This is a genomic window from Natronococcus amylolyticus DSM 10524 (genome assembly GCF_000337675.1).
GTDB classification, from domain to species: domain Archaea; phylum Halobacteriota; class Halobacteria; order Halobacteriales; family Natrialbaceae; genus Natronococcus; species Natronococcus amylolyticus.
Map to the genome: position 1 here is coordinate 42,009 of NZ_AOIB01000033.1, position 14,225 is coordinate 56,233.

The window sequence follows — 14,225 nt, forward strand, 5'->3', positions numbered from 1 at the left end:
AATATACTGTCCATTTGGTAGTGAATATTTGCACCTCCATTCTTCAGAAGCAAATCATTGGCCAAGGAGAATTATGGCTGGGAATATAGTGGACAAAATAACTTTCATGCACCACCTGGCTTCGTTTCCATTTAGTTACCATAGCCTCTGTCACCAATCTATCCGTTAGCTCGTCTTCGCCTTGTATCAATACTTTGGCTCAAAGTGTTCCTTATTGAGCCCAGTAAGGAGTCGATACAGCATCTTGGATCCACCGGAGAACGTATTGGTTGCGGAGTGGAAAAACAACCCGAATCTGATCTGTCATCGTATTACTGGAGATAGCCGAGATCCTCTAATCGGTTCTTCGTATTCTGATCCATGTCTGCATCCGTATTGTCCTCTTCAGAAGTAAATGACTCGAGCCAGTCGTCCAACTGCTGCTCAAGCCTTTCAGCTTGCTCAGGCTCCGTTTCGCTACGATTGTCTGCCTCCATTTGGTCGACACTCACCTGGTAGAGTTCACGCGTTCCATCGGACCCACGAATAAGTTTCCAGTCGGTGCCTCGAATCGCGCGAAGGGAGCGATCGTACTTGTAGACCTCTTCGGAGGGATTAGAAACGCGCTTTTCGAGTGCATCCATCGACGGCTGCGGTGCCATGTATTCCGCATAGACGTACTCTCGCGGGTCGGTGTCCGCCTGCGGATGGAACGATTGCCCCTGAAGACGGTCTCTGAACTCGGGGGCCTCGATATCTGCGGCATCAAGCAGCGAGGGAGCAAGATCGGTCAACTGCACCAGATCAGTTCGTTCGCCACCGTTCGTGAACGCGCCGCCGTGGATCACAAGCGGAACGTGAATGAGCGTGTCGTAAAGACAGTACTGGTGATCCATCAGTCCGTGGTCCCCAATGTTCTCACCGTGGTCGCCGATAACTACGAAAACGGTGTCCTCCCACTCGCCCGCTCGCTTCAGTGACTCACGCAAGTTGCCGATCTGCTCGTCAAGATACGCGATCTCTCCCCGATAGAGTGCCCGAAGGATCTCGAAATCTCGCTCCGTCATTTCGAGATCGCCCGCAATGTACCGAAACGCGTCCTGTTCGACCTGCATTGCTTCTTTGAACGTCACTCCGTCTGGGAGATGCTGCTCGGTGTACTCCTGAGGAGGCGCATATTCGAGATGAGGTTCCATATAGTTCAAGAAGAGGAAGAACGGATCCGATTCCTCTCGATCGTCCAACCACTCTTTCACCCAGTCGTTGGCCCGTTTGGCTCCGTCGTCGGAGCCGTGGCGATGTTGAAAGAACGCATAGAGGGCGTTGAGGGCGTTGAGGGGTGGGTTCCCATCGAAGATGTGTCGTGCGAGTTCCTTCCACCGCTCTATCCCGTCGTTCTCCCGTGCGATCTTCACGGGATCCGCATCCGCTTGGACGAACTGCCAGTTTTTCCGGAACTGATCGAAACCACGATCAAAACCGAACTCGCCGCTAATCCACGTGTTATTCGAGACAGCAACGGTTTCGTGTCCGGCCTCGTCGAACGCTTCGATAACACTTGGTGCAGACGGATTGAACTGTTTTGCAGTCGCGTTCGAGCCGTGCTTCGAGGGGTACTGCCCGGAGAACACACTCGCATGTGAGGGCAGTGTCCACGGTGCTGCAGCGAAGGCGTTGGTAAACTTCGTCCCGTTGTCACAGAGGTCGGCGATGGTAGGTGGGGCTGCTGTTCCAAAGGATTCGTCGTAACGAGCCGTGTCCATTACTATGAGAACAATATTCGTCATGGCTTTTCCTCTCTAAATGGTTGCTTTCTGATGGATAGCGAACACACGGTTAGATACTTCGTTCTACAATTATTCATCTCTACAGCTCTTTAAGTCAGGAAGTTGTTCTTTTACCTCAGATAAATAGTTGGCGGTCTATTCTAACGTTGTCTCTGCTGTGGCGGGATCGCTATTGTCAGCACCCTCTCACATGAACTCCACATACCGACGTCAGCCTCCTGGAAGCTCTATGAGACGACATATTTTTAATGTTAGGTGGGTAGGCCTCAGATAATGAAAGTTCTAGTAACTGGCGGCGCCGGCTTCATCGGCGGCAACCTTGCAGAGGCCTTCGCCCATGAGGGCCACGACGTCACAGTCCTCGACAACCTCGACCCCTACTATGATACGGGGATCAAAGAACACACTATCGAGATCTGCGAGGAGGCTGTGGCCGATACTGACGGCACGTATGAGTTCGTCAACGGCGACGTGCGCGACGACGAGCTCACCGCAGACCTCGTCGGCGCCGCGGACGTAATCTACCACCAGGCCGCCCAGGCGGGGGTCCGGACGAGCGTCGACAACCCGCGCAAGCCCAACTCGATCAACGTCGACGGCACGCTGAACGTGCTCGACGCCGCGCGTGATTCCGACACCGAACGGGTCGTCCTCGCCAGCTCCTCGTCGGTGTACGGGAAACCCGAGTACCTCCCCTACGACGAAGAGCACCCCACAACCCCTGTTAGCCCCTACGGCGTCTCCAAACTCGCTGGCGAGCAGTACGCCCGCGTCTACAGCGAGGTGTACGGCCTTCCGACGGTCTCACTGCGTTACTTTACCGTCTACGGGCCGCGGATGCGCCCAAATATGGCCATTTCGAACTTCGTCTCGCGCTGTCTCAATGACGAGGCGCCGGTGATCTATGGCGACGGCCAGCAGACGCGTGACTTTACGTATATTGACGACGTCGTCGACGTCAACCGGAAACTCCTCACCGATGATTCGGCGGACGGCGAGATTATCAATGTCGGCAGCACAGACAACATCGATATCGAAACCCTGGCCGAAGTGATCCGCGACGAACTCGCGCCCGAACTCGAACTCGAGTACACCGAGGCCCGCGAGGCCGACGCCGAACACACCCACGCCGACATCGAAAAGGCGAACGACCTGCTCGGCTACGAACCCACGCGGGACATCCGGGAGGGCGTCCGGGAGTTCATCGACTGGTACCAAACCAACCGCGAGTGGTACGAACCGCTCGTCCGACAGTCATAACCGAACTGTAGCTACCAATCCTCTAAGGGACCGCTTTACACCCGTTCTCAGCGAGCGGACGTTCTATGATCCGTCTCCAGTCGATCACTACCCGAGCATACATCCTCGCCGGAGCTGACGTAACGTATACGACGTGTCTAATTCGCAAAAGCACTCTGTGTTCGAAAAATGTATATCCGTACCTGATGGGGTATTGAACACAATGAATGTCATGCGGGTCGTGCCGAGTCTCTACCCGGAGAAGATGGGTGGAATCGGACTCCATGCACACCACCTCTCGCGGCTTCAGGCCGAGGATGGTCACGACATCACCGTCTACACGTCCGATAACGGTGACTCGTCGCTCCCGGGCTGTGAGAGGCGCGACGGCTACAAGGTCAAGCGCTACCGGCAGGTCGCACGGCCGCTGAACAACACGATCACGCCCGGCATCGTCTCGGATCTCGTCCGGGAGGCCGAACAGTACGACGTCGTCCACATCCACTCCCATCTCTACTTCTCGAGTCTCATGGCGGCGCTGGTGTCCCAGCTGCGCGACAAGCCGACCGTGCTGACGAACCACGGCATCATGTCCCAGAGCGTCTCGAAGTGGGTCCAGCTCACCTACCTGCCGACGGTCGGTCGCCTCGCCTTCGAGTCCGCTGACCGAATCCTCTGTTATCACGAACGAGACCGGAACGAGCTGCTCGACCGCGGAGTCACCACCGACATCGACGTGATCCACAACGGGATCGACTGCGAGCAGTTCGCACCGACGGCGACCGACGGGGGCGACGTGTCCCAGGTAGCTGACGACGGCTCAGAGTCGCCCTACATCGCGTTCGTCGGCCGGCTCCAGCCCGGAAAGGGCGCGCACTTCCTGATCGACGCGTTCGCTCGGATCGCCGACTCGTACCCGGAGCGCAACCTCGTTCTCGTCGGCGACGGCCCCCAGCGCGAGGAGCTCGAGGCCCTCGCCCACGAGGAGGGCGTTGCCGACCGCGTCGAGTTCCTCGGGGAGGTCCCAAACGAACAGATCCCCGCAGTCGTCGGCGAGGCCGACGTGTTCGCACTCCCCAGTCTCGCCGAGGGGATGCCCCGAACGGTGCTCGAGGCACTCGCCTGTGAGACGCCGGTCGTCACAACGGATCTCAAACAACTCCGCCCGCTCGTCGAGGACGTCGGCCGGCTCGTCCCCGCGGAGTCACCGGGAACGCTCGCCGACGCACTCGCCGATCTCCTCGCGATGGACGCCGACAAACGGGATCGGATGGGCACGAGGGGCCGCGAAAGGATCCTCGAGAAGTACTCCTGGCGGGACACGGTCCGCCAGACGACGAACGTCTATCGGGAGCTCCTCGATGGGGAGGACCAGGCGACACCACAGCCCGTCGCCCACCAGTAGTGAACCGGCTGCCGGAACTGTGGGTGAGCCGACGTCGCGAGCTATCGGCCGGTTCCTCGCACGAGTGCTGGTCGCTCCCAACGCTCGACGCGGGTCGTTGCGACCGCGCCCTCGGTTCAAATACCGGCCACCACCTGTTCTCATCCGGCGTCGATTCCTGAGAGATCGGAGCCGGAGTTTTCTACTGAGGATAGTTTCATAAGTACAAAAATCTATTATATGATGACCACATCTGTCGGTACTATGCAAGCTGTCGTACTCGCCGCCGGCGAAGGCACACGGCTCCGGCCACTCACGGAGGACAAACCGAAGGGAATGGTTGAGATCGACGAGGAGCCGATCCTCACGCACTGTTTTGACCAGCTCGTCGAGCTGGGTGCAGAGGAACTGATCGTCGTCGTCGGCTACCTTAAAGAGAAGATCGTCGAGCACTACGGCGACGAATACCGCGGGGTGCCGATCACGTACGCCCACCAGCGCGAGCAGAACGGACTGGCTCACGCCTTGCTGTGCGTCGAAGAGCATATCGACGACGACTTCATGCTGATTCTCGGCGACAACGTCTTCGAGGCAAACCTCGAGGACGTCGTCCGGCGCCAGCAGGAGAAGCGGACGGACGCGGCGTTCCTCGTCGAGGAAGTGCCGTGGGACGAGGCCTCGCGCTACGGTGTCTGTGACACCAACGCCTACGGCGAGATCACCGACGTCGTCGAGAAGCCCGACGACCCGCCATCCAATCTTGTGATGACTGGCTTCTACACGTTCACGCCCGCAATCTTCCACGCCTGTCACCTCGTTCAGCCCTCCGGCCGCGACGAGTACGAGGTCAGCGATGCGGTCGATCTGCTCATTCAGAGCGGTCGGACGATCGACGCGATCGGCCTCGAGGGCTGGCGCATCGACGTCGGCTACCCCGAGGATCGCGACGAGGCCGAAAAACGCCTCCAGGAGGCCGAGCTGCCGGCGACGGCCGACTGAACGGGACGTTCTCACTCCCGCAGCGTGACCGACCGACCGTTCTATGACCTAGACCGCGAGCAGGATGTCGTCGAGGGACAGCGACTCCGCCATCGGCCCCTGGTGGGTAGCTCAGACCCGTCCACTCGACTGCAAGACACCGGTCGGAACGACGGACCGCCAAACAGCGCCGCCCGCTCGTCAAGGATGTCGGCCGGCTCGTCCCCTCGGTGCCGCCGACGCGTTCGATGACCTCCTCGAGACGGAGCGGACCCGGATGGGACACGACGGGCCGCGAGAACGGGCAGGTGACTGCTTGGAGGGAGTCTCGGCGGCCGGTCGTACGGCAGTGCCTCGACGACCGTGTACTGGGTATCCACACCCCCATCAGGAAGTACCATCACTGCGGTTCGCTCGGCGCGTGTCACAGCCGCTTCTATGAGTCAGTGAGCAGGCGTTCTTCCCTGCCGGACTGCTCCCGGCGGGCAATTTCTCACCGACTCAGATCTCTACTGTAACTCACTATTCAATAATTATAAATACAAACAATAGAATGAAAGAAATACACTCAAACGGAGGGCAATGGTGGAAAACGTTATCGTCGAGTTACAGAACGGCCGCCGTCTCACGTTCGACGAGGTCGTCGTCTTGGATCGAACAAATGGGAAGTGGCTCCGGTGTGTCCGCGCAGAGCCGAGCTCTCGCGAGAACCTGCCGGAGACAACGAAGTACTACCACTTCGCGAGCGACGTCGATCAGGTCCGCTGGCGGACACCGACTCCCGAGTGAGCCCAGACGACGAGGTGCGGGCGGCGTGGCTCCAGCACTGACGGCCGAGGAGATTGTCAACTTCGAGGTCGCGCGGAGTCCCCTTCTGCTCACGGCTTCGCCGTTCGCATGGTCAGCGGAACCTTCGGTTCCGCGCTATCCTCAAGGAGCAACCGGAGGGAGCGAGTATGGAGGGGGAGAGCGCGTTCGCATCGGTCACAAGCACCAATCTATAAGTAGCCATCCACTCACATTGAAGTTGTGGCAGACGACTACGTGCGTCGGACGGCAATCACTCGTCTTGAGGTTACGGACGAGCAACGCGACCTCCTCGAAGATACTATCTCCGAGTGGAAGCGTGGTTGCCAAATCGCCACGGATATGGCGTGGGGAAATTGTAGCGCGAAAAGCGACGTACAGCCCCTCGCCTACGACGACGTACGCGAACACACCGACCTCGGTAGTCAGCACGCGATTCTCGCCGCCCACCAAGCTGCACAAGCCATCACCGGCTGTATCGAACGTCGGTCGAAAGGCAAGAAGGTGAGCAAACCGACCTTCACCGCACCCACGGTGAGGTACGATACTCGGACTATGACGCTGTTTGATGACGATACGGTGTCGCTTTCCACCACGGAGAGTCGCGTCCGGTGTGACCTTGCTCTACCCGACGCCGACGATGGCTACCAACGGCAGTACCTCGATTCAGACGAGTGGAGCGTCACGGAAAGTACGCTCACCGCCCGTGATGGCGACTACCATTTACATATCGGCTTCCGCCGACACAAGAATGACACCGAGCGGAACACCGCCGAGGACGGAACGGTTCTCGGGGTTGACCTCGGTATCGAAAACCTCGCCGTCACAAGCACCGCCTACTTCTTCAGCGGGCGGGAGTTGACCCACAACCTCCGCGAGTTCGAGAAGGTACGTGCCGGACTCCAGCAGACCGGGACGCGAAGCGCCCACCGAACGCTCGAACAGTCGAGTGACCGCGAACTTCGCTACGTCCGTGACGTACTACACCGGGCGTCGAACGCCATCGTAGACGAAGCACTCCGGTACGACTGTGACGTAATTGTGTTCGAGGACCTGACTCACATCCGCGACCGAACCGGAGCGTCGTGGGGTCACAAGTGGGCGTTCCGAACACTCTACGAGCAAGTGGAGTACAAGGCCGAAGCCGAAGGAATCTCGGTGAAGCAGGTGGGTTCGGCGTACACCTCGAAGCGGTGCGCAGAGTGTGGTTTCACAGCAGACGAGAATCGCCCGACCCGAAACGACTTCCGGTGCGTGAAGTGCGAGTCGGAAGCGAACGCGGATTACAACGCAGCGAAGAACATCGGGATGCGGTATGTCCGTCGGGGCCAACAGTCGTCTCGGCGGACGGGCAACAGTCAACTTGCCCTACAGTCTGGAACAGTGATGCCAAGTGGCGGATTTACCGCCCACCCGGAAGGGTTCGAGGCCGAGTTCATGGACAAGCCCCACCCTCCACGAGCGAACCCGTCAGGGTGAGCGAAGTAGGGTGGGGTAGTTGACCAGGCGACACTAACCCGATCGAAACTGCATGGCGCCACGAGGCTCGAGTGTCGCGGGTTCGGCACTCTCGGGAGCAGTGCTGACCATGCGATCGAAAGCGATGATCTAGACCTACAGTGCCTCGAGGCAATCCGAGAAGCCCACGGTGGCCGTCCGAATAACGGTCGAACCGAGAACGACCAGCTAACGTCGCCTTCCTCCCAATGGGACTCGAGTTTACCACGATGCATGCTTCGAAATATTAATCTCCCTTATATCACCATAGTTATTAGTATCTGGCCGCGAACGACTCAAGTATGCCACACTGTAGCGACTGTGGAGCGTACGTCACCCGGGATTTCATCCGAGTGTTCGGTGCCGACGGGACCGTCTCGGGTTGTCCTGACTGTACGACTTACCGGGACCTCAACAACGGTGGCGCCGTCGACGGCGCGGGCGAATCCCGTGCCGAGCAACTGAGAGGAAAGAAGCGCCCACTCTGAGCGCTGTCGCGTTGAACTCCACTCCCGGTCTGGCGCCTCTCAGTCCTGTTCGGTGTCTCCATCGTTCTCTCCGTCGTTGCGCGTCTCGCAGTCCCCATCCGAGCCCCCTCTGTCGTCGGAGTCGAGGTCGGTTTCCGGACCGATCGGTCCGGAGCGAAACTCGATGACCGCCCCATCTGGAACCTGTGTCGCGACGGGTTCGGAGTCATCGAGGATTCGGATAACGTCGTTCGTTCGGTAGAAGGCAGTCGTCTCGTGTGCGATTCCTAGTGCCTTCCGGAGGGTTGGCAGCCTCGTCTGTGCTCCGACCGTTACTGTCGTCCCGCCAACCACAACAGTGTGTGACATTCGCCGTTTGTCATGTATATCTACACATAAAAATATCTACTGGCTATGTCTGTTATGAACGAAGTCCGACTCGGCTGGGACAGCCAGCACACTGGTTGGACACGGGAAACACACGGTACCACCAATTGGATTTCATTTCACCTCGTGCCGAGGCTGTCACGGCGACAACCAGTTCACGGGGTGACGCTCAGTCCCAGTGCCCTGGTTAACCGGCCAGTCCTCGAAAGCAATGAAGTCGAACACGCCCGTGTATGCCAGCCAGTCACGACTGCGGCAGTGACGGCGTACAGGGGTTGGGACAGAACCCAGCGTGCCGACGCGCCTCGAGCGAGCAAGAAGACCCCTGGATAGCGTTCGACAGGGACGCCGACGGGCCGAGGCGGCATCGTCTGACATTCGTCTGACTGGTGTTTTTGAGGGACAACATACACTATGGAATATGGACACAACAAGCCTCAGGGGCACGCTTGCTGAACCGCTACCGGGAGCAATAACCGACACCACGCTACGACCTGCCGGACGCGTATTTTCTCACCGACACGGGGGGCCACAGTGAGCTACGGGAGTTCGACGGCGGCCCGGCGACCGGTTCCCCTCCTGTTTCTGGCCGTTCTGACCGTCTCCCTCGCTTTGCTCGGCTACTTCGGACTGGTGAGTCTGTTACTCGAGTACAGCCACCCCTAATCCGCTCGCGGGGACAGTCCATCCGTCTTCGACGGGTGGTCGAGACCCAACTCGCCGCGGTCCCGTCGAGCTGCGAGTGCCAACTCGTGATGAAAGGACGAAGCGGTGGCCACCTTCGTGGTCCGGAAGCGACCGCGAGTCAAAACGCTCCCGTGAGACCACACCTGGTGGCTCGAGCGCGGCGGATTCAACACGCTCCTTCGCCCGGACAGGTGGGTGACGACCGAGGCTCGTGGGCGTTGAACTGATACATCCGAGGGAGGTGTGTGCAACGGTCCCCGCCTCGGTGATCGTTACGAGATCTCGTGTCTGGTCGTACGTGACGAAACCCGCATCCTCGACCGTTGGGACGTGTTGATGAGACAGACTGAGAGACACCTCCACAACGACCTCAGCGGAGATGGCGTCGATTGTCGTTCCCTGCTCCTCGACGACGAGTTCGTCCGCGAGATCGGCAAGTGCCACGACGCTGTGTCCGCGGACGCAAGCTAAGACAGTTCGCCGGCGCCGGTGGGCGAGAGCTGCGAGCTGGGCGTCCGTGTCAGCGCGTTCCATTGGTAGACAATCACACGCTGGACTGGCGATCAGACATAAAGGGGAGGGCAGGCCAACCGGCGTTCTCAGTGAGGGCATGTCTGACTGAGTTTCAAGTAGTCGGCTGTGGTGGCCGGAACTATGCAACCACCGGAACTGGGTGTCGAAATCGCCCGCAAGATTGCCGCCGAGAAGGGGGTCGAGCCGGCGACCCTCGAGCCGCCGGTACAGGCCGTCATCGACGTGACGGCACTCGAGCGGCTGATTCACACCGGCCCACACTCTCGGACGGAGTTCACCGGTGTCGTTTCCTTTACCTACGGTGAGTACACGGTCACCGTCGAACAGACGGGTACTGTGTCGGTCATCCCACGGTCAGAACTCGAGCCGGGCGCCGACAGCCGACCGCAGCCACGAGAGGCCTGTGACACGCCAAGCGACCTCGCGTAGCGAGCCAGCTACAGAACCGATGAACAGCCGCAGTTTCGTGTTCCCTGCCCACTGGTTTTGGACACGCCAGACCGAACGATCACAGTGGGCCGTCACCGCGAACGGTGACTCCACCCGACCGTCAAACATAATCGTGTCACTAGGTACAAAACTAACCTTCTTAGAAGGATTTAATAATACAGTCGGATTCGAAACAAAGGGGCACCCGTGGAGTGGCGGTGCTCACACTCGAGGACTGGTTCGCCTCGAGTGGTGGTGGCCGGTCTCCCGCTGACCGGGAGGAGTTGGTGGCTCTTCCACCCTCTCCCACGCGACGGACCCCCTTATGCAAACTGAAACCCGACTCAGCAGCGGCCATGTGGCCGTCCAAGGGTAGTAACCATCATTCAACGCGGTGAGGCCGTGGGGGACACACCAACCCCACCCCTCGAACAGCAGTGGTTCATCACAACTGAAAACGATTTTGGCCAACATCATCCCGACAGGGTGCCAAGTCGTCGCTAGCCTGCCGAGTGTCCTCCCGAAGAGAGGAGAAATCAGTGCCTGGTGCTCTCACGGTGACTCACTCTCCCTCTCAGTCGGTTCACGACTCGCGTGCTTGACGGACTACGTACAAACGTGAGGAGAGCTGGCTCTCGGTCGAGCCGGATGGCCCAGGAAGCGATCTCGAGTAGTGCTCGAGTATCCTGACGGCTGTTGGTCGATGGACCGGTGAAGTACAACGAGGTGCACCTCACCACCAATGCGACGGGTTTCCGAGTCCTGTCGACCGACAGCGCAGTCCACTCAGAGTAAGAAGAGTACACCCAAATCAGAGGCTGCTGTAAGAGGCCGTCGCGAACACCCACCAAGGCGTGGATGTCGTCCCGAAACGCTGCACCGGTCAAGAACACCGAAGGGCAGTTGACTCCGTCAATACTGTGAGGGAACGACGAAACAAACCCGGGTCAGATGATTCCGTTCTCTTGGAGAATCACGAGTAGCGACAGACCAATTCCAGCCACTCCCGCGATCCACATGAGTTGATCTTGGTTTGGTATCATCGTGTTTGTGTGTGTATACTGAATATAATAGTGTATTGGTTCTGACCGGTATCTGACCATAGAAAACCGTGGTCACAGACCACTCTTCATCAACAAGCACTACGCACACGCAACTGGCAGAGGGCTACCCCAATTTCATAGGTGGGTCCAAGCAGAGTGCCTGGGGGGACGTCGGACGGCAATATCATGGGATCTGAGGGCGGCGACACGATCAACAACGAACGCTCTGCCGGCGAAAGCCACCGCGGGTAACAGATACTTTACAGTCCGGCATTCGGTCCCGCCCGTACGTTTGGTACCACGGTTAATGTGATCGGGGTGTGAAGCCGTCGGCGTATGGAACGCGCGACCGTTCGTGTGACCGGCGTCGTCCAGAGTGTGGGATTTCGACCGTTCGTCTACCGGCGGGCACTCGCACACGAACTCCGTGGAACAGTTCACAACCGCGGTGGCGCCGGCGTCCGGATCGAACTCGAGGGGTCGAACGAGAGCATCGACGCGATGCTCGACGACCTCCAAGAGGAGCCGCCACCGCTCGCGAGCGTGGACGCCGTCAGTGTCGACCGCGACCGGGTCTCCGAGGCCGTATACGACAGGTTCGAAATCGTCGACTCCAGTGCCAGCGGGGACGGCGGCGGAACGATTCCACCGGACACGGCGATCTGTGCGGCCTGTCTCGAGGACGTTCGTGATCCAGACTCCCGATACCAGGGGTACTGGGCAACGGCCTGTCTCAACTGCGGGCCGCGCTTTACCGTCATCGAGTCGCTGCCATACGACCGGTCGGCGACATCGATGGCCGCATTCCCCATGTGTGAGGCCTGCCGAGAGGAGTACGAGGAGCCGACCGACCGCCGATATCACGCCCAGTCGATCGCCTGTCCGGACTGTGGGCCGCGTTTGCGCTACGGCGAGGCGAGTGCCGACACCCACCCGACGAGCGACGCCGAGAACGGACGCGATCCGTTTCCGGGAAGACTCGAGAACACCGCCGACGGCACGGCGGCGATCGAACGCGCCGCCACAGCGCTCGGCCGCGGCGAGACAGTTGTCCTGAAGGGGATCGGCGGCGCACACCTCGCCTGCGACGCCACCAACGCCGCAGCGGTTGCCCGCCTCCGCGAACGGATCGGCCGACCCGAAAAACCGTTCGCCGTGATGGCGCCGAACGTCGCCGCCGTCGAAGCGTTTGCCTCCCTTGCCGCTCGAGAACAGGAGGCACTCGAGTCACCAGGACGGCCGATCGTCCTCCTCGAACACGACCCGTCCCAGGCGGAAGACGAGGGGTTGAGACTCGCAACCGGTGTTGCACCCGGACTCTACACCGTTGGGACGATGCTTCCCTACTCGGGGCTTCACTATCGCCTCTTCGAGGCGGTCGACACACCGCTGGTACTGACGTCGGCGAACCGTCCGGGGACCCCGATGCGGACCGCCAACGGACCCCTCGTTGCCAGTCTGGGCGCCGTCGCCGACGGCTTTGTACTCCACGACCGCCGTATCGTTGCCCGCTGCGACGACTCTCTCGTGCGCGTCGTTGACGGAAGCCGACGGCTGCTCCGTCGGTCACGGGGGTTCACCCCGACACCGGTGTCGATCGACTCCGTACCTTCGACGCCGATACTCGGGGCGGGTGCTGACCGCGACGCGGCCGCCGGCGTACTGCATGCGGGGGACTGCTATCTTACCCAGTATCTCGGCGATATCGACGACTCCGAGAGTCTCGCGTCGTTTGAGAGCGCTGTCGACCACCTGCTCGACGTGACCGGCCTCGAGTACCCGCCGATCGTCGCCCACGACGCCCACCCGGCGTTCGAAACCACCGAGTACGCCCGCCGACTGGTCACGGATGGCCTCACAGAGCGCAGTGTTGCCGTCCAACACCACCACGCCCACGCTGCAAGCGTCCTTGCCGAACACGACCTCGAGCGCGCCGTTGCGCTGACGCTCGACGGGTTGGGGTACGGCCCCGACGGCACGCTCTGGGGCGGAGAGGTGCTCGATGCCTCCCTAGCCGACTTCGAGCGTGTCGGCGGCCTCGCGCCGGTTCCGATGCCGGGTGGCGATCGAGCGACACGATACCCGGGGCGGATGGCCGCAGCGCTGCTTTATACCCGAGAGTCGGATCGTGTCGTCGACCACCTCGATCGCCATGACGTCTCGTTTCCTGGCGATGACACGGAGCCCGACGACGTCGTCCGACAGCTCGAGAGCGGCGACAACGTCCCGCTGACGAGCAGCACCGGCCGAGTCCTCGACGCGGTCGCTGCCCTGCTCGACGTCTGTGACGAACGCCGGTATGAGGGCGAGCCGGCGATGAAAGTCGAGGCACTCGCAGCCGACGGGAAACCGATCGCAATCGATGTTCCGACGGCGCGGGCCGATGGCCGGCCCGTAGTCGACACCCCGGCACTCTTCGCGGATCTCGTCGGACTGCGTGAGGCGGGCCACTCTCGAGCCGCCGTCGCGGCGACGGCCCAGGACGTACTCGCCCGGGAGCTCGCCGACCTCGCGGTCAACGTCGCGACTGCTCGGGGCCGAGAGACGGTCGCACTAACCGGAGGGGTGGCGTACAACGATCACATCGCGACGCGGATTCGCGAACGCGTTACCAGTGCGGGTCTCCGACTGGTCGCCAACGAACGCGTTCCAGCCGGTGACGGTGGCATTGCCTACGGACAGCTTACGGTAGCAGCAACTCGAGCGTCCCGAGATCAAGAAAGCAGTTAACCCACAGTGTAGGTCGATTCTGACTACAAAGACGACTCGTACTCTGCACAGAGCGTGTCAACCCGTTGAGAGAAACAAGTTCGGAGCGTGTGACAGGCCGAACTCGATTGAGAGCTCCGTGCTGGTTCCGCAAAAGTCTGAGTCGACCGTAGTGAAAGTGAATTCTGAGGCCACTTAAGAGGCATCCACCCACGTGCAATGATGCTGGGAAACCGAGTGAGACCTCGCACGCCCAAATCTAGGCTGTCTCCAGCCGTTAGCCAAGCCAGTCGAGGAT

12 protein-coding genes are annotated in these 14,225 nt (G+C 60.3%); 9 read left to right on the forward strand and 3 right to left on the reverse strand.

Annotated features, from left to right (window positions below):
• Window positions 1-311: 311 nt before the first annotated feature.
• Window positions 312-1,766: a sulfatase gene (locus tag C491_RS17070; protein WP_049892229.1), complete on the reverse strand. Its 1,455-nt coding sequence runs from the start codon at window positions 1,764-1,766 to the stop codon at window positions 312-314.
• 273 nt (window positions 1,767-2,039) lie between these two features.
• Here C491_RS17070 and C491_RS17075 point away from each other — a divergent pair, with 273 nt between their 5' ends.
• From C491_RS17075 to C491_RS22125, 6 genes are all read left to right on the forward strand, one after another.
• On the forward strand, window positions 2,040-3,026 hold the full coding sequence (locus C491_RS17075) for an SDR family oxidoreductase (protein ID WP_005558566.1): 987 nt from the start codon (window positions 2,040-2,042) through the stop codon (window positions 3,024-3,026).
• Between the two features lie 202 nt (window positions 3,027-3,228).
• Complete coding sequence (locus C491_RS17080) at window positions 3,229-4,410, forward strand: glycosyltransferase family 4 protein (protein ID WP_152421374.1); 1,182 nt, start codon at window positions 3,229-3,231, stop codon at window positions 4,408-4,410.
• A 243-nt stretch (window positions 4,411-4,653) separates the two neighbouring features.
• Window positions 4,654-5,388 (forward strand): UTP--glucose-1-phosphate uridylyltransferase AglF, encoded by a 735-nt coding sequence (gene aglF, locus C491_RS17085; protein WP_005558570.1) that lies wholly within the window; start codon window positions 4,654-4,656, stop codon window positions 5,386-5,388.
• Between the two features lie 561 nt (window positions 5,389-5,949).
• Entirely contained in the window at window positions 5,950-6,156 is a 207-nt protein-coding gene (locus tag C491_RS17090; RefSeq protein ID WP_005558572.1) for a hypothetical protein, read from the forward strand.
• A 240-nt stretch (window positions 6,157-6,396) separates the two neighbouring features.
• Window positions 6,397-7,653: an RNA-guided endonuclease InsQ/TnpB family protein gene (locus tag C491_RS17095; RefSeq protein WP_005558574.1), complete on the forward strand. Its 1,257-nt coding sequence runs from the start codon at window positions 6,397-6,399 to the stop codon at window positions 7,651-7,653.
• Between the two features lie 320 nt (window positions 7,654-7,973).
• A complete protein-coding gene (locus C491_RS22125; protein WP_083909381.1) occupies window positions 7,974-8,159 on the forward strand; it encodes a DUF7563 family protein in 186 nt (61 codons plus the stop codon).
• 39 nt (window positions 8,160-8,198) lie between these two features.
• On the opposite strand, the gene C491_RS17100 is transcribed toward C491_RS22125, so the two are convergent.
• Complete coding sequence (locus C491_RS17100; protein WP_152421375.1) at window positions 8,199-8,507, reverse strand: hypothetical protein; 309 nt, start codon at window positions 8,505-8,507, stop codon at window positions 8,199-8,201.
• A gap of 552 nt (window positions 8,508-9,059) precedes the next feature.
• On the opposite strand from C491_RS17100, the gene C491_RS24040 reads away from it, so the two are divergent.
• The gene (locus C491_RS24040; RefSeq protein WP_275040019.1) at window positions 9,060-9,191 is read left to right on the forward strand and encodes a hypothetical protein; all 132 of its coding nucleotides are present in this window, start codon (window positions 9,060-9,062) and stop codon (window positions 9,189-9,191) included.
• Here the strand turns inward: C491_RS24040 and C491_RS23020 are convergent.
• Window positions 9,168-9,824: a DUF7344 domain-containing protein gene (locus C491_RS23020; protein ID WP_449289272.1), complete on the reverse strand. Its 657-nt coding sequence runs from the start codon at window positions 9,822-9,824 to the stop codon at window positions 9,168-9,170. The genes C491_RS24040 and C491_RS23020 overlap by 24 nt on opposite strands.
• Window positions 9,825-9,866: 42 nt before the next feature.
• Between C491_RS23020 and C491_RS17110 the strand changes: the two genes are divergently transcribed.
• Both C491_RS17110 and hypF read left to right on the forward strand, forming a co-directional pair.
• Complete coding sequence (locus C491_RS17110) at window positions 9,867-10,175, forward strand: HalOD1 output domain-containing protein (protein WP_005558580.1); 309 nt, start codon at window positions 9,867-9,869, stop codon at window positions 10,173-10,175.
• Between the two features lie 1,379 nt (window positions 10,176-11,554).
• Window positions 11,555-13,948, forward strand: coding sequence for a carbamoyltransferase HypF (gene hypF, locus C491_RS17115; RefSeq protein ID WP_005558583.1), 2,394 nt, complete (start codon window positions 11,555-11,557; stop codon window positions 13,946-13,948).
• The last annotated feature ends 277 nt before the right edge of the window (window positions 13,949-14,225 follow it).

Bases quoted from the DNA above. Each gene is read 5' to 3' on its own strand.
- C491_RS17075 (WP_005558566.1), top strand. From the start codon at position 2,040: ATGAAAGTTCTAGTAACTGGCGGCGCCGGCTTCATCGGCGGCAACCTT.
- C491_RS17110 (WP_005558580.1), top strand. From the start codon at position 9,867: ATGCAACCACCGGAACTGGGTGTCGAAATCGCCCGCAAGATTGCCGCC.
- C491_RS17100 (WP_152421375.1), bottom strand. From the start codon at position 8,507: ATGTCACACACTGTTGTGGTTGGCGGGACGACAGTAACGGTCGGAGCA.
- C491_RS17090 (WP_005558572.1), top strand. From the start codon at position 5,950: ATGGTGGAAAACGTTATCGTCGAGTTACAGAACGGCCGCCGTCTCACG.
- C491_RS17070 (WP_049892229.1), bottom strand. From the start codon at position 1,766: ATGACGAATATTGTTCTCATAGTAATGGACACGGCTCGTTACGACGAA.
- C491_RS17080 (WP_152421374.1), top strand. From the start codon at position 3,229: ATGAATGTCATGCGGGTCGTGCCGAGTCTCTACCCGGAGAAGATGGGT.
- aglF (WP_005558570.1), top strand. From the start codon at position 4,654: ATGCAAGCTGTCGTACTCGCCGCCGGCGAAGGCACACGGCTCCGGCCA.
- C491_RS23020 (WP_449289272.1), bottom strand. From the start codon at position 9,824: ATGCCCTCACTGAGAACGCCGGTTGGCCTGCCCTCCCCTTTATGTCTG.
- hypF (WP_005558583.1), top strand. From the start codon at position 11,555: ATGGAACGCGCGACCGTTCGTGTGACCGGCGTCGTCCAGAGTGTGGGA.
- C491_RS22125 (WP_083909381.1), top strand. From the start codon at position 7,974: ATGCCACACTGTAGCGACTGTGGAGCGTACGTCACCCGGGATTTCATC.